Source organism: Synechococcus sp. R50.1, from assembly GCF_047462115.1.
Lineage (GTDB): Bacteria > Cyanobacteriota > Cyanobacteriia > Thermostichales > Thermostichaceae > Thermostichus.
This window is the reverse complement of record NZ_JANSIN010000014.1, coordinates 1-19,210: the sequence shown is the minus strand read 5'-3', so window position 1 is coordinate 19,210 and position 19,210 is coordinate 1. Positions and strand designations below refer to the sequence as shown.

Annotated in this window: 21 protein-coding genes; 13 read left to right on the top strand and 8 right to left on the bottom strand. The window is 58.3% G+C overall.

What is annotated here, in order from left to right; translation table 11 throughout:
* Positions 1–20 precede the first annotated feature (20 nt).
* Positions 21–803, bottom strand: a complete 783-nt coding sequence (locus tag NW870_RS05595; RefSeq protein WP_414374363.1) for a cobalt-precorrin-6A reductase — start codon at positions 801–803, stop codon at positions 21–23.
* 64 nt (positions 804–867) lie between these two features.
* Between NW870_RS05595 and NW870_RS05590 the strand changes: the two genes are divergently transcribed.
* From NW870_RS05590 to ispG, 3 genes are read left to right on the top strand one after another with little or no spacing between them, the layout of a single operon-like run.
* Positions 868–1,383: a bifunctional nuclease family protein gene (locus NW870_RS05590; RefSeq protein WP_414374361.1), complete on the top strand. Its 516-nt coding sequence runs from the start codon at positions 868–870 to the stop codon at positions 1,381–1,383.
* 45 nt (positions 1,384–1,428) lie between these two features.
* Positions 1,429–2,250, top strand: coding sequence for an MOSC domain-containing protein (locus NW870_RS05585; RefSeq protein ID WP_414374359.1), 822 nt, complete (start codon positions 1,429–1,431; stop codon positions 2,248–2,250).
* Positions 2,251–2,299: 49 nt separating this feature from the next.
* Positions 2,300–3,529, top strand: a complete 1,230-nt coding sequence (ispG, locus tag NW870_RS05580; protein WP_414331679.1) for a (E)-4-hydroxy-3-methylbut-2-enyl-diphosphate synthase — start codon at positions 2,300–2,302, stop codon at positions 3,527–3,529.
* A gap of 344 nt (positions 3,530–3,873) precedes the next feature.
* Here ispG and NW870_RS05575 read toward each other — a convergent pair whose 3' ends face one another.
* The gene (locus NW870_RS05575; RefSeq protein ID WP_414374357.1) at positions 3,874–4,311 is read right to left on the bottom strand and encodes a hypothetical protein; all 438 of its coding nucleotides are present in this window, start codon (positions 4,309–4,311) and stop codon (positions 3,874–3,876) included.
* Between the two features lie 91 nt (positions 4,312–4,402).
* On the opposite strand from NW870_RS05575, the gene NW870_RS05570 reads away from it, so the two are divergent.
* The gene (locus NW870_RS05570) at positions 4,403–5,074 is read left to right on the top strand and encodes a hypothetical protein (RefSeq protein ID WP_414355425.1); all 672 of its coding nucleotides are present in this window, start codon (positions 4,403–4,405) and stop codon (positions 5,072–5,074) included.
* Between the two features lie 205 nt (positions 5,075–5,279).
* Entirely contained in the window at positions 5,280–5,576 is a 297-nt protein-coding gene (locus tag NW870_RS05565; protein WP_011431796.1) for a DUF2470 domain-containing protein, read from the top strand.
* 19 nt (positions 5,577–5,595) lie between these two features.
* Here NW870_RS05565 and grxC read toward each other — a convergent pair whose 3' ends face one another.
* The 3 genes from grxC to NW870_RS05550 form a co-directional block, all read right to left on the bottom strand.
* Positions 5,596–5,856, bottom strand: coding sequence for a glutaredoxin 3 (grxC, locus tag NW870_RS05560; RefSeq protein ID WP_011431797.1), 261 nt, complete (start codon positions 5,854–5,856; stop codon positions 5,596–5,598).
* Positions 5,857–5,948: 92 nt separating this feature from the next.
* A complete protein-coding gene (gene polA / locus NW870_RS05555) occupies positions 5,949–8,744 on the bottom strand; it encodes a DNA polymerase I (protein WP_414374356.1) in 2,796 nt (931 codons plus the stop codon).
* Between the two features lie 28 nt (positions 8,745–8,772).
* On the bottom strand, positions 8,773–9,003 hold the full coding sequence (locus tag NW870_RS05550) for a hypothetical protein (RefSeq protein ID WP_414355428.1): 231 nt from the start codon (positions 9,001–9,003) through the stop codon (positions 8,773–8,775).
* Between the two features lie 80 nt (positions 9,004–9,083).
* Between NW870_RS05550 and NW870_RS05545 the strand changes: the two genes are divergently transcribed.
* From NW870_RS05545 to cpdA, 4 genes are all read left to right on the top strand, one after another.
* Positions 9,084–9,767 (top strand): polysaccharide deacetylase family protein, encoded by a 684-nt coding sequence (locus NW870_RS05545; protein ID WP_414374353.1) that lies wholly within the window; start codon positions 9,084–9,086, stop codon positions 9,765–9,767.
* A gap of 64 nt (positions 9,768–9,831) precedes the next feature.
* A complete protein-coding gene (locus tag NW870_RS05540) occupies positions 9,832–10,590 on the top strand; it encodes a PspA/IM30 family protein (RefSeq protein WP_011431800.1) in 759 nt (252 codons plus the stop codon).
* A gap of 263 nt (positions 10,591–10,853) precedes the next feature.
* On the top strand, positions 10,854–11,378 hold the full coding sequence (psbP, locus tag NW870_RS05535; RefSeq protein WP_011431801.1) for a photosystem II reaction center PsbP: 525 nt from the start codon (positions 10,854–10,856) through the stop codon (positions 11,376–11,378).
* A gap of 324 nt (positions 11,379–11,702) precedes the next feature.
* Positions 11,703–12,497, top strand: a complete 795-nt coding sequence (gene cpdA / locus NW870_RS05530; protein ID WP_414374351.1) for a 3',5'-cyclic-AMP phosphodiesterase — start codon at positions 11,703–11,705, stop codon at positions 12,495–12,497.
* Here the strand turns inward: cpdA and NW870_RS05525 are convergent.
* Positions 12,494–13,324, bottom strand: coding sequence for an ABC transporter permease (locus tag NW870_RS05525; protein ID WP_414374348.1), 831 nt, complete (start codon positions 13,322–13,324; stop codon positions 12,494–12,496). The two genes, cpdA and NW870_RS05525, sit on opposite strands and share 4 nt — an antisense overlap.
* Before the next feature lie 11 nt (positions 13,325–13,335).
* Positions 13,336–14,250 carry an ABC transporter permease gene (locus NW870_RS05520; RefSeq protein WP_414374345.1) on the bottom strand — a complete coding sequence of 305 codons (915 nt, stop codon included), beginning with the start codon at positions 14,248–14,250 and terminating at the stop codon, positions 13,336–13,338.
* A 158-nt stretch (positions 14,251–14,408) separates the two neighbouring features.
* Here NW870_RS05520 and NW870_RS05515 point away from each other — a divergent pair, with 158 nt between their 5' ends.
* From NW870_RS05515 to NW870_RS05505, 3 genes are all read left to right on the top strand, one after another.
* Positions 14,409–15,563, top strand: a complete 1,155-nt coding sequence (locus tag NW870_RS05515; protein ID WP_414374343.1) for a homocysteine biosynthesis protein — start codon at positions 14,409–14,411, stop codon at positions 15,561–15,563.
* Between the two features lie 344 nt (positions 15,564–15,907).
* The gene (locus tag NW870_RS05510; RefSeq protein WP_414374341.1) at positions 15,908–16,441 is read left to right on the top strand and encodes a thermonuclease family protein; all 534 of its coding nucleotides are present in this window, start codon (positions 15,908–15,910) and stop codon (positions 16,439–16,441) included.
* Between the two features lie 105 nt (positions 16,442–16,546).
* Positions 16,547–17,215 carry a cofactor assembly of complex C subunit B gene (locus NW870_RS05505; RefSeq protein ID WP_414374338.1) on the top strand — a complete coding sequence of 223 codons (669 nt, stop codon included), beginning with the start codon at positions 16,547–16,549 and terminating at the stop codon, positions 17,213–17,215.
* Positions 17,216–17,288: 73 nt separating this feature from the next.
* Here NW870_RS05505 and bchI read toward each other — a convergent pair whose 3' ends face one another.
* Positions 17,289–18,347 carry a magnesium chelatase ATPase subunit I gene (gene bchI / locus NW870_RS05500; protein WP_414374395.1) on the bottom strand — a complete coding sequence of 353 codons (1,059 nt, stop codon included), beginning with the start codon at positions 18,345–18,347 and terminating at the stop codon, positions 17,289–17,291.
* 337 nt (positions 18,348–18,684) lie between these two features.
* Here bchI and NW870_RS05495 point away from each other — a divergent pair, with 337 nt between their 5' ends.
* A complete protein-coding gene (locus NW870_RS05495; protein ID WP_414374335.1) occupies positions 18,685–19,080 on the top strand; it encodes a DUF4168 domain-containing protein in 396 nt (131 codons plus the stop codon).
* Positions 19,081–19,210: the final 130 nt, after the last annotated feature.

Here is a 19,210-nt window from a genome sequence, read left to right as displayed (position 1 = left end):
CTGGCCGGAGCCGGGCAACCTCAAGGTTTGGCTCTGCCCAAGCATTGCCTGCATTCCTGCACCACCTCTGTCAAATCCTGGCTGCACCAGGGATAGTCCAAGGGGGGTCGGCGGATCACCCACAAAGGGATCCCCAGGGTTTTGGCCACCGCCTGCTTGATCCCCAGCCCGCCTGCTTCCCCAGAGGCTTTGCTGATCACCACCTGAGGGCTGAGCTGTTGCCAAAGCTGTAGTTCCTGCTCCAAGCTGAGGGGTAAGCGCATCCCAATCACCCGCTCGGCAGGGATCCCCGTTTGCACCGCCTGGGAAACCGATTCCGGCAGCACCCGCGCCCACAGTTGGCAGCGGTCTTGCCAAGGCACAAACAGGGGCAGCACCTTCACTCCCACCGTCAACAGCACCCGCCGCCCTGCCAGCACCGCATCTGTGAGCACCCCCTGCCAGTCCGGCACCACCTGGACCCAGGGATCCAGCTCCAGAGGAGGGCGTTCGTAGCGCAGGTAGGGGATCCTCAGTTGAGCCGTCACCTGGATGGCCAGTTGCGAGATTTGCTGGGCAAAAGGATGAGAGGCATCCACCACTACGCGGATCCGGCACTCTTGCAGGAATTGTTCCAGAGATGGCGGCGAAAATCGGGTGACCACCACCTGACCAGGCAAATCCTGATACAGTCTTCTGGCCCCTTCGGTGGTGACGGTTGCCACCCAAGGGATCCCTTGGCGGCTGAGGGCGTCGGCCAAGCTGCGGCTCTCGCTGGTGCCCCCGATCAAGGCCACTTCCACCAAACCCCCGACTGAGCTCATAGTGTGTTGCCAAACTTTGATACCCGTAGATACGATCTAGATCACCGGCTGGAGGCAATTGCTCATGATCGAGATGCATGTGGCTGGGATTGCGGTCGATGCCGTTAACCAAAACCCCATCGTCATCCTGCGCGATAGCAGTGAGCGTCGTGCCCTGCCCATTTGGGTGGGAAAAGCAGAGGCCAATGCCATTTTGCAGGCGCTGGACGACCAAAAGCCACTGCGCCCCATGACCCATGATCTCATCCTCAACTCCTGGAAGACGTGGGGGATCAAGCTGGAGCGGGTCATCATTCACGCCTTGCTGGATAACACCTTCTACGCGGTGCTCGTCACCGTGAATGGCGACAAAAAACAGGAGATCGACTGCCGCCCCAGCGATGCCATTGCCCTTGCCCTGCGGGCCCATGTTCCCATTTGGACGGTGGAAGAGGTCATTGCGGAAGCCTCGATCCCCATGAACCAAGATGCCGACGAAGCAGAGCGGGAGGCCTTTCGCAAGTTTGTAGAGAATGTAACCCCCAGAGACTTTATCCGCAGCTACCCCATGACCGACCATCCCACCGAAGCCGACAGTTAAGCAGCTAAGGCGGATCCCACCCCCAGGGATCCCGGCAGACAGGCCATGCCCCAGGTTGCCAGGTTAACGGTCTATCCCATCAAGTCCCTGGATGGGATCCCTCTGTCTGAGGTGAGGCTGACGGCAGGGGGGACTTTGGAGGGGGATCGGCGCTACGCCCTGGTGGATGCGGAGGGAAAGCGGGTGAACGGCAAGCGCCATGCTGCGGTCCACCGCCTGCGGGCCCGGTTTGATCCCCAGTTGGGCCAGGTGCAGTTGTGGGGGGAGGGCAAGGCGGCTCAGTTTGACCTGCAGCAGCAGCGGGATGCTTTGCAGACTTGGCTCAGCGATTGGTTCGGTTTTCCGGTGCAACTGCTGGAGGAGCCTCTCAGGGGGTTTCCGGATGATCCCTATGCCAACGGCCCCACCCTGATCAGCACAGCCACTCTGGAGACGGTGGCCGGTTGGTTCCCCAACTTGACCCTGGAAGCGGTTCGGCAGCGCTTTCGCATGAATATCGAGCTGTCGGATTGCTCTGCCTTTTGGGAGGATCGTCTCTTTGCCCGCGCAGATCAAGGGGTGCGCTTTCGCATCGGGGAAGTGGAGCTGCTGGGCCTCAACCCCTGCGCCCGCTGTGTGGTGCCCACCCGGGATCCCCTGAGCGGAGAGGCCTATCCCGGTTTTCAAAAGCACTTCGTAGCGCAACGGCAGAAAACCTTGCCACCCTGGGCCGAAGCCAGCCGCTTTGACCATTTCTATCGCCTTGGGATCAATACGTGGATCCCGAGAACGGAGGCGGGCAAGCACCTGAGGGTTGGGGATCCCGTCGAAATCCTCGGGGTTGAACCCCTCAGCCTCTACCCTGAGCTGAGTCGAATCCCAGGTTAGTTTCCGACCTACAATCAAGCTAGAGCAGCTCTTTTGGCTTGACCAAGCTATGCAAACCCTGGATCGGCCCAACGCCCCCACCCAGCAGCCCTACCCAGAACCGGTCTATCCCCGTCGCCCCACCCGTACGGTGGCCGTAGCTGATGTGTTGATCGGCAGCCAGCACCCGGTGGTGGTACAGTCCATGATCAACGAGGACACCCTCGACATCGACGCAGCAGTAGCCGGGATCCGCCGTCTGCACGAGGCGGGCTCAGAGATTGTGCGGGTTACCGTTCCCAGCATGGCCCATGCCAAGGCGATGGAGGCGATTCGGGAGAAGCTGATCCAAACCTACAAGCCGGTGCCTTTGGTAGCCGATGTCCATCACAACGGCATCAAGATCGCACTGGAAGTAGCCAAATACGTGGACAAGGTGCGCATCAATCCGGGGTTGTTCATCTTTGAAAAACCTCAGCCCGGTCGCACAGAATATACCCAGGCGGAATTTGAGGCCATTCGTAACAAAATCCGGGAAACCTTCACCCCCCTTGTCCAGACCCTCAAAGCCCAGAACAAAGCCCTGCGCATCGGGGTAAATCATGGATCCCTGGCAGAGCGGATGCTCTTCACCTACGGGGATACGCCTGAGGGCATGGTGGAGTCGGCCCTGGAATTTGCCCAAATCTGCGCCGAGCAAGACTTTCACAATGTGGTGCTTTCCTTCAAGGCCTCCCGCCCGCAGGTCATGTTGGCGGCCTACCGGCTGGCAGCCCGTCGCTTCGATGCCCTGGGCCTGAATTACCCCTTCCACTTAGGTGTCACCGAGGCGGGCGATGGAGAATATGGGCGCATCAAGTCGGCGGTGGGGATCGGAACCCTCTTGGCTGAAGGGATCGGCGACACGATTCGGGTTTCTCTCACGGAAGCGCCAGAGAAGGAGATCCCGGTGGCCTACGGCATTTTGCAAGCTCTGAACCTGCGCAAAACCATGGTGGAGTATGTGGCCTGCCCTTCCTGTGGCCGCACCCTCTTCAATTTGGAGGAGGTGCTGCAGAAGGTGCGTGCTGCAACTCAGCATCTGGTGGGGTTGGACATTGCCGTGATGGGCTGCATTGTCAATGGGCCGGGAGAGATGGCCGACGCCGACTACGGCTATGTGGGTAAAACGCCAGGGGTGATCTCCCTCTACCGTGGCAAAGAGGAAGTGAAAAGGGTGCCGGAATCGGAAGGTGTCCAGGCGCTGATCGATCTGATCAAAGCCGATGGGCGCTGGGTGGATCCCCCTTCTTCCCATTAACTCTGCTTCCCCCTCAAGAGGCGACCTGCCCAGCCATCCTGCCGCGCTCTTGCTTCGCTCAGAAACTGGCTAGTGGCGTTTGCCACGCAGGGCTTTGGCGCGGTTGTTCACCTGCCTTACAAACAGAGGCAGCAGGTGCGCCTGGATATATTCAAACGCCGCTTGTAGACCTTCTGTTTCTTGACATACTCCCCTGCCTTTAGGCAGGAGATTCTGGTTCCTGGTTCTGCGACAGCACTTACCGTGTTGGGTTGCCCCTCTACGACAGCGGTGCTCATCTCCCCAGGCGTTCCCCCAAGCGCTACGCGCCGCTGACGCGAGTGCAGGGCGGTTCCCCAATGCCCTTAGGTACCGTTGCAAACAACAACTACAAAACCTATTGAGGCTGCATTCAGTCGTGAGACTGTTGGGTTTTTAGAGCGGTTGACTACCCTGCCGCTGCAGGCAGCATAGCACAAAGCCGCCCTAGATAGGCCGATTTCCGCCTCAACCTGCGTGGGATCCCTGAAGGCCGACAAAAATTGATTGGAGGTCAGCCAAGTGAAGAGTTCTGCGCGATTCAAGTCACAACTGGGCGGGGAAGGCACTTGCCAGTCTTGAGGTGGCCCAAGCAGCCACTGCCGGGCAAACAAGCTCAACACCGCATCCCCCAGCCAAGCCTTGTCGCGACGGGATCCCTCGTCCAACTGGGCCACCTGCTGTCTGATGGTCTGGCCGGTCGAGGAGAAATGGGATCCTGTCAGCATGGAAATGGGAAGTGTGCAAGGACTGGCAGCAGACAAGCCCGGCGGCGAAGCGCCCCTGCCTCATTTTAATTAAGATAGGGTCTGGCCCGTTGCAGATGGAGTGTGGCATTGTGAGGATCCTTGGAGCATGTTGTTGGAGCTAACCCCAGAAGAATGCGAATCGGTGATTCCGGTGGTGCCAACGCGCCTTCAGTATGCCGCTTACTGGAGCGATGCCCTCAAGAGCACGGGCCGCATCATCACGGCCATTTTGGTGGGCGTGGCGTTGCTGGTTCTTTCCCGCGCTTTCGGCGAGGGATCCTTTCTGGGGGCAATCGCCTTCCTGGTCGGGATTCTCTCGTTGCTCTATCCCTTCCTGTGGGGGCCGCTCTATACCATCTCCCGCCGTCAGCTAGCCTTTCGCGAGATTCCCTATGGGGGATTGTTTTTTGGGCAGGTGTTGCGCACTCGCCGCTACGAGGTGGTGGTGGAAGAGCGAGAAAAGCTGGATGAAGATGGCAACTTCTACATTGAAGAGGTGCGGGAGCGCCAGTTTGAGATGGAAATTGGCGATGAGACCGGAGTCGTCTATCGTGTGCGGGCCAAGGACGATCCCCGCTACAGGCGAATTGTCAAAAAGCAATCGGTGCTCGGGTTGGTGAAAGCCTATTCCCGCGATTTGCAGCGCCGGCCCACCTTGAGCGAGGTCTATGTGGTCAAGCTGGGGGAGTGGGTGGGAGATGTCTCCTATCTGGATCGGGAGGCTTTTTTGGATATGGCAGATGAGCTGTTGGAGCTACAGGCCCAAGGACAAGCTTGATCCCCTGGATCCCTGGTGTTCTCTGGGATGGAGGGGAAGGGATCCCTGCCTTTTTATTCTGAAACCTAAACGGCTGCCTATCCGGGAGCGCCGCTTTTAACGCTGGGTTAGCCGCATTATTGTACTGGCCAGGGGTAGGGTTGGGTAGTTTACTGTGGACTGGCGGGAGCTTTAAACTGAGGGCTGTAAGCTAAAAACAACTGCCATGGGCGATCCTCTCACCCCCCAAGTTAGCGAGCGCATCTGCAAGCACATGAACGAAGATCATGCCGATGCAATAGCCCTCTACGCCAGGGTCTTTGGCCAGGTGGAAGGAGTTACCCAAGCCCGCATGCAGGCCATTGACCCGGAAGGGATGGACTTGCGGGTGCAGGTCGACGGGGCCGTACAAACGCTGCGGATCCGCTTCGACCACCCCCTGCGGGACTCCGAGGACGCCCATCAAACCTTAATTGCCATGGTGAAGCAGGCTCGCGCTCAAGTTAAACAGGCTACAAAGTGATGAGAGATACAGTTGAGGCTTAGCTGGCCTGCTGTAGGAGCAGATCCAACTGGCCGCGAGCCTCTAGCGCGTAAAGATCGTCGCAGCCGCCGATATGCTGGTCGTTGATGAAAATTTGCGGCACCGAACGGCGGCCGTTGGCCCGCTTGGCCATTTCCGCCCGTGCTGCCTCGTCTCCATCGATGGCGTACTCGATATACTTCACGCCTTTGCGATCCAGCAGTTGCTTAGCCCGGATGCAAAAGGGACAAAAACGCCAGGTGTAAATCTCAACAGTCATAAGAAAACAACAAACGCTTTTACATAGCTTAACATTTTCACGGAGCCGGGATCCCTTTCCTTGCAAACCTGGGGTTTTCTGCCTCCCATGGTCTAGTTGGCTTCCTTCCAATTGTGGCCAATTTGGATATCCACCACCAGCGGTATGGAGAGGGGCACCGCTCCTTCCATTTCTGTTTGGATCAGCGGTTTTAGGGCCTGCCATTCCGAGGGATCCACCTCAAACACCAGCTCATCATGCACTTGCAGGAGCAGGCGGGAACGAAAGTTCTGCAGCTTTTGCTGCAGGCGCACCATTGCCACTTTGATGATGTCTGAGGCGGATCCCTGGATGGGGGCATTCACAGCCGCCCGCAATTCGGCTTGTTTGCGATGGCCTGTCAGACGAGACAAATTGGGAAAATAGCGACGGCGACCCAAGATCGTTTCTACATAGCCATGCTTTTCCACAAAGGCTTCAGTGGAGCGCAGATAGGCAAAAATGCCGGCGTAGCGCTCGTTAAATCGCTGTAAAAATTGCTTGGCTTCCGACAAAGAAACCCCCGCAGTGCGGGCAAAGCGCTGCGCTCCCATGCCGTAGATCACCCCATAGTTAATCGTCTTGGCCAGGCGACGTTCTTCGCTGGTTATTTCTTGTTTTTCCAGGAGCAGGCGGGCGGTTAGGGTGTGCACATCTTCTCCTGAGCGAAAACCTTCCACCAGGGCAGGTTCTTGGCTGAGATGGGCCAAAATACGCAGCTCAATTTGAGAGTAATCTGCTGCCGCCAATAGCCACCCCTCTTGGGGAATAAAAGCTTGTCGAATCCGGCGACTGAACTCGGTGCGAATGGGAATATTTTGCAAGTTGGGGTTTGAGGAGCTGAGCCTGCCGGTGGCAGTAACGGTTTGGTTAAAGTCGGTGTGGACTCTGCCGGTATCGCTTCTTACCAGGGCAGGCAGAGCATCCACATAGGTCGATTTCAGCTTGGCCAAGGTGCGGTATTGCACGATGGTTTCGATGAGAGGATGATCCCCCTCTAGCTTTTCTAAAACTGAGGCATCAGTGGAATAGCCAGTAGCCGTTTTGCGGGTTTTGCGAATGTCCAATTTCAGCTTTTCAAAGAGCAGGGATCCCAGTTGCTTGGGAGAATTGAGGTTAAAGGTTTCTCCAGCCTGGGCATAAGCTTTCTGCTCCAAACTTTGCAGCTCTTGTTCCAGCTCTTGGGAAAATTGCCTCAGAAACTCGGTATCAACGCGAATGCCGATCCACTCCATCTCTTCCAAAACTTGGGCCAAGGGCAGCTCGACTTGAATAAAAAGATCCCACAGGCGTGGATCGGTTTTCTGCAGCTTTTCGGTGAGGATTGGCACCAGACGATAGGCACAATAGGCGTCGGTTCCACAGTATTCTGCAACTTTGGAAATCGGGATATCGGCAATGGACTGTTCCTTGCCCAGCAACTTTTTGTAGCTGGTGGTCGGCAAATTCAAATGGGTGGCTGCCAAATCGGCCAAGTTGTGGCTGGCTTCTGGATCCAAAACGTAGCTGGCCAACATGGGATCAAATCGGATCCCTTGCAGGCGGATCCCGTGGGCGCGGAAAATGCTCAGATCATACTTACAGTTCTGTAGGCTTTTGGGTCGGTTGGGATCTTCCCAGAGGGGCTGCAGGCTTTGTTTCACCAGCTCCCAATCCAGATTGGATCCCTGGCGGTGGCCGATGGGCAAGTAGGCGATATCTCCCTCTGACCAACAACAGCCGATCCCCACCAATTGGGCATCCCGTGGATCTAGGCTGGTAGTTTCGGTATCCCAAGCTACAATTCCTGGGCAGGCCAACAGCTCTTGCCGCAACAGCTCCAGTTGCTCCGGCGTATCGATGATGCGCACCGCCGGCAGAGAAGGGACGGGATCCACGGCAAAATCAAACCACAGGGCTTCGTCAGGAGCGTTTGCGGGATCCCCGGTGGGATTAAAAGCGCCAACCACCTCTGCCTCGGTTGGGATCCCCCCCAAAGCCGTTTGTATTTTGCGCACTTGGGCGATGAAGCTGTGAAACTCCAATTTTTCCAGCAGCGGCAGCAATTCTGCTTGATCAAACCCGGTTAATTTCATGCTCTCCCAGTCGGGAGAAAGAGGAACGTCGCATTTGATCCGAGCCATAAATTGCGAGTGCTGGGCCGCCGGGATCCCTTCTTTGAGGTATTGCTGGACTTTTCCTTGGATCTCGTCCAGGTGGTCGAAAATTTCATCCAAACTGCCGTAGCGCTCCAGCAGCTCCACAGCTCGCTTGGGGCCGATCCCTTTCACCCCGGGAATGTTGTCAGAAGGGTCACCACAGAGGGCCTTATAATCCACCACCTGCCAAGGCCAGATGCCCAATTTTTCTTTCACTTGTTCGGGGCCAAACTCGCTGATGCGATCTTTGCTGTTGAGGTGCAAAACCCGAACTCTTCCATCGGTATCGATCAACTGGAACAGATCTTGATCGCCACTTAAGATCTGCACCCGGTAATCTTGGGGGGCTAGCCTACTGAGGGTGCCCAAAATGTCATCGGCTTCAAAACCAGGCACCACCAAAATCGGGATGCGTAGTGCCGTCAGCACCTGCTTGAGGTTCTCCACGTCTTCGATAAACTCCGGCGGCGTTTCCGGGCGGCCTGATTTGTAGGTTTCGTCGGCCTCGTGGCGAAAAGTGGGCTGCCGTGTATCAAAGGCAACGGCTACATGGGTAGGGGTGTATTTGTCCAAGACTTCTAACAGCGATTTCAAAAAGCCAAAGCTGACGCTGGTGGGGATCCCAGTGGAAGTGCGCAACCCCCCCTCGCGGCTGTAGGCAAAGGCGTAGAAGGAGCGGTAAGCCAAAGAGTGACCATCCACCAGCAGCAGTGTTGGAGTTTGCCAAGCCATCAGCTGATACCTTGAGGGTGAATCTAGCCTATCGGATCTGGGCTATGGGCAGAAGGGATCCCACATCCGTCTCAAGAACTCGAGCGGCGGGCTGCTGCCGACACCCAATGGCAACTTCTGTAATCACAATCTGTAGGCACAATCTGTAATCACAACTGGCTAGGACGAGATCCAAAAGCCCATCGACGGGCCCGCCAACCCTGATTTCCGTTTTGCGGGCTACAATGCTCATGCCCATTTTTTCAATTGGTTGGCTCAATCGGCAATACCTAAATTTGTTACCCAGTTGATCACCCAAAGCATTGGCCTCTGGTTCTGGACAAAATACAGCCCGCCACAATGCTCTTCTCTTCTCAGCAAATCCTGCCCCCATCTCTCTACCCACCCCTGCATTGGGGCCTCAAGACCCTCTTTCCCGACGGCCTGTGGGAGTTGCCGGCAGATCCCCACACCCAGCGGGTGGCTCTGACCTTTGACGATGGCCCTCACCCTGAGTACACCCCTGCTTTGTTGCAGGTTTTGATGGATTTTCAGGTGCCGGCCACGTTTTTTGTGTTGGGAGAACGGGTGCAGCGCTGGCCCCACCTGGCCCGTCAGATCCGCCAACAAGGCCACCGCATTGGCCTTCACGGCTGGCAGCATCGCCCTTTTACCGAGCTTGCCCCTGGAGAGCTTTATCAGAGCCTGAAGCGCAGCCAAACCACCCTCGTGGCTGCCTGTGGCGGGATCCCTGACGATTATCGGGCTGTGCGCCCGCCCAATGGCTTGTTTTGGCCGCAGACGCTTGCGGATTTGCGCCGTTGGGGCTTTTGTCCGGTGATGTGGAGCGTGGTGCCTGAGGATTGGCTGATCCCACCGGTATCGGTGGTAGTGGAGCGGGTGCTGGCCCAGGTGCGGCCTGGCTCCTTAATCGTGCTGCACGATGGGGTACAAGGAGGATCCCAAGTGGCTGAGGTGACGCGGCAGTTGATCCCAGCTTTGCAGGAGCGGGGATTTGAATTTATCCACTTGCCGGATCCCTGAGATCTTTCCAGTTGGGGAGAAAGTTAAATACAGTAGAGGCACGCACAAGCAGGAGGGTCAGGCCATGGGCGCACGCAAGATTATCTACGGCATTTTTGGGCAACGGGCCGGCAGCGTCATCGTCGGAACTTGGAACTGGCTGTGGGGGATCCCGGTGGAGAAAGGCGGCACAGGAGCGGTGATGGTGGCGGAAGAATCCCTACGCACCATGCAGGAGACGGTTCAGCGTCTCACGGAAGCCGTTGCCACCCAAGTGGCTGCCTATCAGCGGGCTGAACAAAAGTACATGCAAAAGGTGCGGGAGTACCAGGCCCTGGAGAACAAGGCTCGCCTGGCCGCCCAACGAGGCGATCAAGAGGCTGCCCGCCTGGCTATGTCCCAAGCGCTGCAAATTGAGGCCATTCTCGGCCCCCTCAAGGAGAATGTGGAAACTGCCGAGCGCTACGTCAACGCCGCCAAGCAAAAGCTGGCCCGCGAGAAAGAGCGATTGGCCGCTTACAAGAGCGAGCTGAGCAACCTCAAAGACATCAACGAGGTGAACCAAGCTCTGGAGCAGATGACCCGCGTCAACAATTCCTACAACATCGACTCGGCCAAGTCGCAATTTGAGGCGGCGAAGAATGCTATCCAGGCTCGCCAGCTCAAATCCCGAGCCATGAGCGAACTCTCGGAAGATCGCAGCGAGCAGATTGCTGCCCAACTGGATGAAATGGCCATGGACGACGAAATCTCCCGCCGCTTGGCAATGCTCACCGGCCAAGGAGGTGCCCAGGCCAACTTGCCGATGCCGGATTTGGATTTCGAGAAGCGGCTCCCTCAATAGCGGCAGTTGCTTCCAAGCTTGGGGATCCCTCGCTTTTCAACCCACGTCGGCAACCCCGCTGCTAAGTTGCAGGGGGAGTTTTCCGTTGGGAATTGACGGTCAACGGGCTAGAGGGAGTGCGCTCGTACTAGGATGATAAAGGAAGAATAGGCAACCCACCTGAGGAGAGGATCCCAGCAATGTCAGCAGCACGAGGCGCGCATTCTGCCCGATCAGGCCTGTGGCCCACTTACGCAACCAGCCCGTGGCTGTCTAGAGCGCTGTTGCTGCTCTGTGTCTGCCTCAGCTTGGTGGTCGGTGCCTGTTCCGCAGGCTCTAACCTACGGGCCTACAGGGATCCCAGCGGAGCCTTTGCTTTTGCTTACCCCAACGGCATGGTGGCGGTCAATCTTGGGCCGGGAAAAGGGCCAGTGGTTCTCCTGCGCGACCTGGTGTACGAGACCGAGAACGTCAGCTTGATGATCGCCCCATTTGACAAAGGGGAGACGATTGCCGATCTGGGCAGCCCGGCTGAGGTGGGGCAGTTGGTGGCGGAGAAGATCATAGCCCCTGAGGGATCCGGTCGCTCGGCCAAGCTGTTGGCTGCCGAAGCCTTTGAGCGGCAGGAGCACCCCTATTACCTGCTGGAATACCAAACCGATATGGGATCCCAGCTTCGCCACGAGGTGGTGACGGTGACCGTTCGGCACCATCGCCTCTATACGCTGACGGCCTCTACCCAGGAATCCCGCTGGCCTCAGGTGCAAGCTGCCTTTAGGAACGTGGGCCGATCTCTGAATGTTTCCTAAAGCTTTTCCTGAGAGGATTTTCTCAAGGGATTGAACCGGGTTGACGGACTTGGGTAGGTTAAGGTTGAGCCCTTTAGGGCTGAGTTATGGTCATTTTAGGTTGGGGGCGAGACGCCTGGGCTACTGAGAAAAGCCTTGTGGTTCTGGGGATTATTGCTCCGCAACGCTGACGCGAAGACGCGACCAACGTTTTGGGTGTGGGTGCAGTGTCCTAGCTTGAATCGAAATGACCCTACCTACGGGTTCCAGCCGGGCCATCTGGTGCTAGAACGGTAGTGTTTTGAACCTGCGGAGATGGGATCCCACCCCTCTTGGGCTTGCTCTATGACCGTGTACGTGGTTCAGATCAGCGACCTGCATCTGTTTGCCAGGCCCCATCACCGGCTGCTGGGGGTGGACACGGAAGCCTCTTTCCTGCAGGTGCAAAAGGCCATTGCCGCTCTGGATCCCTTGCCCGATCTGCTGCTGCTCACCGGAGATCTCTCTCAAGATGGCAGTGCAGCATCCTACGCTCGTTTGAGAGCCCATTTGCAAACTCTCCCCATCGATACTTACTGGTTGGCGGGCAACCACGATCGCCTGCACAACATGAACCAAGAGCTCCACGCCGAGCGGCTATTCGGGGACAAGAGCTTCAGCCGGGAAAATTGGAGTTTTATTTTATTGAACTCCCTCGTGCCCGGCAAAGACAGCGGTTACCTGACGGATCGCACGCTGCTGTGGCTGAAACAAGAATTGCAGCGGAGCAAAGCCGCCCAACACCATGTTTTGTTGGCCTTGCACCATCCCCCTTTTTCGGTGGATTCTGCCTGGCTGGATCAAAGCGCCCTGCAGCAGCCGGAGCGGTTGTTCGGGGTTCTGGACGAGTTCGACCACATTCGCCTTGTTGTATTCGGCCACATTCACCAAGACCTGCGCCACCGGCGGGAGGGGGTTGATTACCTGGCTTGTCCCTCAACCTGTGTGCAATTTCGTCCCAAGAGCCCTCAGTTTGGCCTGGAGGTGATTCCCCCTGCCCTGAGGCAGATATGGCTGGAGCGAGATGGCAGCTTCAAGACCCAGGTTCAACGGGTGGGGGCCGCTCTGCAACGTCCCAACCTGGCCCTGAAGGGATATTAGCTCTCTTCCTCTTGAGCCTCTGCGGGGGGTAGCCCGATGGCCTGCCCCAAGCAAACGCTGGCCCCCAGCAAGGCCAACCACCCCGGCACCACTGACAGGAGGGCCACCACGGCCACCAAGGTGTTGTTTCCCCCCTGCAAAAGGCTGTAGAGCAGCATCGGCAGCGTGAGAACCCGCCCACCGCCGACGAAGAAGGTGAGCAAAAATTCGTTCCAGGAGATCAAAAAGGCAAATACCGCCCCAATGGCTGCCCCAGGGGCAATGAGGGGCAACGTTACCTGCCACCACACCTGCCAGGGATCCGCCCCCAAACAGCGGGCCTGCGCCTCGTAGCCGCGGTCGAAACGGGCGAACACACTGCCCATCACCAGAGCCATGTAGGGAATGGTCGGGATCAGATGCACCAAAACCACCGCCAGCAGGGTACTGTCCAGCCGCAGGCGAATCAGCACCCCTTGGATGCCCATCAATACGGCCAAAGGAGAGGTGATGATGGGCAATAGCAGCAGCAGGCGCAGCCAGGCAGGCACGGGACGGGTGCCCAAAACTCGCCCTGCCGGGATCCCCACCCCCAAGGCCAGCAGGGTGGTAAACAGGGCAATTTGCAAGCTCTGGCCGAAGGCTGCCCGGAACTGGGATCCCCCTCCCGCTGGAGCGAACAGCAGTTGCTGCCAACCGACTAAGCTCCATGCCTGCGGCAGGGCATCGGGAAAATACCAGGCCCGCGTGAAGGCCCAAAGAGCCAGCACCCCAAAGGGCAAAGCCCAAAGGAGGGCCACTCCGGCCACCCCAAGGCGGAGCAGGGATCCCCCAATCCATCTGTGCATGTGGCGTCCTTTCACGGCCTTCTCCAAGGACTCCGTCCTGCTGAGGCGACCGGCGGTTGCCAAAGGGATCCCCTGGCCGCAAACAGCCCTGCCATCCAACTGACCACCGCTGCCGAGATGACCAACAGGATCACCCCCAGCGCCACCGCCTGCTGCCGCTGCTCCAGGTTGATGTGGGTGAAGCGCTGGTAGATCAGAACGGGCAAGGTGCGCGGGTAGGTGGGCCCCAAGAGCAAGGGAACCTCAAAAGCGCTGAAGACGAAACCGAAGATGAGGATCCCGGTGGCCAGCAGCCCCGGCCTCAGCAAGGGCAGCGTTACATACCAAAACGTCTGGGCGGCAGAAGCCCCCAGCAGCCGAGCCTGTTGCTCCAGCTCGGATCCCATCCCGCGCAGCAGCGTCAGCGCCACCAAAGCGGTAAACGGGATCTCCTTCCAGAGCCAATAGAGCAACACCCCCCCATAGCCGCGGTCGTTCACCCACAAGGGAAAATCCTGATCTGAGGCAATCCAGCCCAGTTGGAAGGCCAACCGCGCCAGCCAACCGCTGGGCCCCAGCAACAGCAGCATCCCCGCCACCCCCACCAAATGAGGAATCGGCAGCGTCAACTGGCCGAGCCAGATGGCCCACCCCCCCAGCCCCCGCAACAGCAGCGCCAGCCCCAGCCCCAAAAGCAGCGCCAACCCCGTTGCCAACAGAGCGATTCTGAGGCTAAGCAAAAGGGATCCCCTGACTTCCGCATCCCGCAGCAGCTCCCCATACCCCTGCAGGGTAAACCCCCTCTCACCCAAGCCGTAGAGGCCCACACTCTGGGCCAGGGCCAGCAGCAGCCCACCGCCGTAGAGCAGACCCACCAACGCCAACGCCGGCAAAAGCGGCCCATACTGCTGGAACCCCCCAAATCCCCGTCCATTTAAGCTATTCATTGAGCCAGTCCCAAGAGCTGCCTCACGAGAGAATTCAAGATGGGAGCGGATCCCTCCTTAAGAGAGGAAAGAGCAGTGGGTAGTGAGAAGGAAGTATGCTCACGCCTCTTATTCCTCCACACCGCCAACGCGACCAACCATTGCGATCTTCACATCCCATGGAGAGAACCCTAGACCAGATTAACCAACGCATTGCCAAAGGCCAGGCGCGGGTGTGGACGGCCCTGGAAGCCAAAGCCAAGCTGGCCACCTTGGGGATCCAGGAAGCCTTCGAGCAGGTGGATGTGATCACCACCGGCACCTTTGAGCCGATGGAGTCTTCCGGAGCCATTGTGAACCTGGGCCATACGGATCCGCCCATCAAGATTCGCCAAGCGTGGCTGAACGGGGTACCGGCCTATGCCGGATTTGGCGCGGTGGATCTCTACCTAGGGGCAGCCCAACCCAGCGAGCAAGCGGATCAAGCCTATGGGGGCGGCCACGTCATTGCCGACCTGGTGGCGGGCAAGCGCGTCCATTTGCGGGCCATCGGCCAAGTGACCGATTGCTACCCCCGCGCCGACTACGAGACCACCCTGACCCGGGATCAGCTCAACCAGTTTTACCTGTTCAATCCCCGCAATGCCTACCAAAACTTCATCGTCGGCGTGAACGGTGGGGATCGGCCTTTGTACACCTACTTGGGCCTGTTGGAACCGCACCTGGGCAATGCCGTCTATTCCAACCCGGGAGAGCTGTCCCCCTTGTTGAACGATCCCCTTTTGCGCCGGGTAGGGATCGGCAGCCGCATCTTTTTGGGGGGCGGCATTGGCTACGTCGCCTGGGAGGGTACCCAGCACTTTCCATTGCAAAAGCGATTGCCCAACCAAACTCCCATCGGCCCGGCGGCCACCCTGGCCCTGATTGGAGATGCCAAGCAAATGCAGGCGGAATGGGTGAGGGGCTGCTACTTCCGCAACTACGGTCCCAGCTTGATGTTGGGGGTCGGGATCCCCATCCCCATCCTTGCTCCTGCGGATTTGGAGGCCATTGCCATCCGGGATGAAGAACTGGTGGCACCGGTGATCGACTTTTCCATTCCCCGCCGGGTGCGGCCCACCTTTGGCTTGGTGAGCTATGCCCAGCTCAAATCCGGCCAGATCACCCTCAATGGCCGCAAGGTTCGCACTGCCCCTCTGGCCAGCCTGCGCCGCTCCATGCAAATTGCCGAAATCCTCAAGCAATGGATAGAAAGCGGCCAATTCACCCTTACCCAACCCGTCGCTCCCCTGCCCCTGGATCGGGAGTTTCTCTCCCAAAATCCCCTCGGCTAGACGGATCCTGAATTCCCACCTGCCAAACAGCCTCTCCAGAGAAAGAGACCAGCCCAATCCCCATTCAAGGCTGAGAAACATCAGCGACAAATCCGCCCGGCAATTGCGGGAAGAGCTGGAGGAACTGGAGAAAAGTCAGCAGAAATGGCGCAGTCGCCTGGGAACCTTGGGCAACCCAACCCCCAGCAGATCTGCAGAATTACTGCCGGCTGGGATCCCTTCCAAACCTGCGGCGGGGTTGTTTTCTAGACAGTTGCCGCTACCATTACGCTTTAAGTGTTGCCACCGGAAACTCCCCGGCGGGAAAAGAAGAGGGGGCTGTATCCAAAGTGGGGGATAAGGTCATGTTTCAGCGTATTGCTCTCGGCTCTGCTGCATTGGGATTGCTTCTGGCTATACCCGTTCTCCCCGGCCACGGGTTTGGAGAGCCGCGGGTCGTTCCCGATACCCCGTTCTACTTCGACAACCACCGCTTCGATCGCTACCCAGATGCGGTTGTGGTGCGGGTGGTAAACGGCGACACCTTGGTGGTGCAAATTGAAGGGGAACAGAAGATGCGCCTGATCCGGTTGGCCGGGATCGAGGGCCTCAGACCGGGAGAAAACCCCTTTTACCAGCAAGCTATTGAACTGATGCGAGAGCGCATCCTCTACCGCACCGTCAAGCTGGAAGGGGATAAGTTGCTGCGCAACGTAGATGCTACGGGCTTGGTGGAGGCTTATGTCTGGCTAGAAGGTCATCAGATGAACGCCATGTTGGTGCGCAATGGCCTGGCCCGTATCGTCCCCTACAGCCACAACATCAAGTACGACAGCTACTATGGTGGCCTACAAGAAAAAGCCCAGCAGGAGCGCCTTGGCATTTGGAGCCGCCTCTGAGTTGGTTTTATACTGAACTTCAGTTCTTTAATCTTCAAGGGAGCAGAGAGGAAAGAGCTTCTCCCTTCTCTCCCGTTACTTCCTCTAGGTTATGCCTAGCCTGCCTTGACAGTTGAACCCACTCCAGCCCCCAGGGATCCCAATCGCTGGGTGAGGCGGCTGCCTCTGGTGACCGGCCTTTTGGGCAGCGCCCTCTTGGTCATCAATCGACTGGCCTTTACGCCGGAATTGCTCACCAGCCAGTCCCGCTCAGATGCCTTGGGGATCCTCCTCAGCGCTGTTTTGATCTTGACCGGCCTGCTGTGGCAGCAGATCCAGCCTCTTCCACCCCAAACGGCCCCCCTGCAAGGGATCCCCGGCTGCGATTGGCATCCCGATCTTTCCGAAAGCGAGAAACTGGAGCTGGCTTGGGCCTCCCATACCCTGCTCAGCACCACTGCCGCCCGCACCGTGGTGATCTGGGTGGGTGGGCGAACCCTCCTACAACGGGGGATCCTAGCCACCCCCGGCCAGATGCCCTCCATTCAGCCCAAGAGCGTTTTGCAGCGGGTTTTGCAGACGGGGCGGCCCGTCTATCTGGTGGATCTCAAGCTGTTCCCGGCCCGCGCCGAGTTCGATGGCCTGTTGCCCCCCGGATCCCAAGCCGTGCTGTGCCAGCCCATCGGCCAGAAAGGGTGCTTGATTTTGGGGAGCGATACCCCACGCAGCTTCAGCCGGCAGGAGCAAGCCTGGATTGCCGCCATTGCCGACAAGTTAGCGGCCCTATTTGGCTGAGGTTCGCCGCTCCCAACTTCCCTTCGCCGGGAGAGGGGCCGGGGGTGAGGGCTAGCAGCGCGGAGTGCTTGGGCTAGGCGGCGCTCTCCAAGCTCACCTGGAACACTTCGCTGAAGGCTTTTTCCACCTTGTAGCCCGAGTCGATGGTCTCCAGAGGATCCTTGCGCAGGCGGTGGCGCAAACACAGGCTGATCACCCGACGGATATCGGCGACGGTGACCTCGCTCCGCCCTTCCAAAGCCGCCAGGGCCTTGGCAGCCCGGTTGGTGACAATGTCTCCGCGCAGCCCATCCACCTCCAAAGCCGCACATACTCCGGAGATCTTCAAGCGCAAATCGGGATCCACTGCCACGGTGGGCAAAAGATGTTGGGCTTTTTCGATGCGTTCCCGCAGGCGCTGCTGGGAATCGGCATACTTGGCCAAAAAAGCCTGGGGATCGGCGTCGAACTGGCTGCGCTCCTCCACGATCCGCACCCGCAGGGCGGCATCTCGCACCGTTTCGATCTGGACAAACATGCCAAAGCGATCCAGCAGTTGAGGCCGCAATTCCCCCTCCTCCGGGTTGCCGGATCCCACCAGCACAAACCGAGCCGGATGACGAATGGAAATGCCTTCCCGTTCCACGGTGTTCCAGCCTGAGGCCGCCGCGTCCAGCAACACATCCACCAAGTGGTCATCCAGCAAGTTGACTTCATCCACGTAAAGGATGCCTCGATTGGCCTTGGCCAACAGCCCCGGCTCAAAAGCCTTCACCCCCTGAGCTAAGGCCCGCTCAATGTCGAGAGTGCCACACACCCGGTCTTCCGTTGCCCCCAAGGGCAGATCCACCATCGGCACCTGGATCCAAGTGCTTTCCAGCGTTTCCCCTGCTTGGAGCCGTTCCCACACTTGATCGCTCATCAAGTCCCGCTGCCGTGGGTGGCTGTTGAAGGGATCCCCTTTCACCACCTCGATCTGGGGCAGCAGGTCGGCCAAAGCGCGGATGGTGGTGGATTTGCCCGTGCCGCGATCCCCCATGATCAGCACTCCGCCAATGCGCGGGTCGATCACGTTGAGGAGCAAGGCCAATTTCATCTCCTCTTGGCCAACGATGGCCGTAAACGGGAAAACCGGGCGACGTTCCAAATGCATAGGGGCAATAACCAACAATTCATCCCCATTATCCCAGAGGCCACTCCCTTCTGGGTGTCAGATAGGCTGGAAAGGGACTGGAACTGGAACCTAAAGACCAGTTTTCGGTCAAATGGAAAAGCAAGCTCAGTTGTCAGCGTGGACGACGCCCTGGGCTTTCACAGAGAGGAGCAGATAGGATCGAAGCCCGCGGGGTTCATCAGAGTGTTGAACCGGCGTGGGGCCGAAAGCTCACAAAAACCCTAGGCAACCTGAGCAACAGTTGGCGGGTGGGGAGACATCAGCGGTGTCAGGCAAAGCAAGTCGGAGACGGTGGACGGCATTTCCAATCCAAAGCGTGGCCCAAAAAGCGCTGGTGGGCCTGATCTGGGTTTGCACTTGGATCCCTGTGCTCACTGTCTCTCTGGCCGTGGCTCAAACCCCCACCACCTCTGTGGTGTTGAGCGATGAGCAGGTAACAATGTACGCCCGTATCGTCTTGGAGATGGAGCCCCACCGGCAAGAGGCCCAAAAGCGCTCCCAAGCCACAAACGACCCAGCCAGCAAAGATCAAATCCGGCGAGAATTCATCCGCACCGCGACCGAGATCATCACTCGCCACGGTATGACTGTGCCCGACTACAACCGCATTACACTCTTGATCCGCTCCGAAGAGGGCAAAGCTTTGCAACAGCGCATTGAGGCCGAAATTCTCCGCCTGCAAAGCGAGGATCCCCGACCGCCAGTCCGATAAAAGTGACTGGTAAAAGTAAACTACCCGACACCCGCGCTATGCGCAGGGTGCGGGCTTTATCCCAATCCCTAGCGGCCCCAGAGGACAGCTAAGTTTCGGAATTTCAGGCGAGTTTACAGTCGCCCCAAGG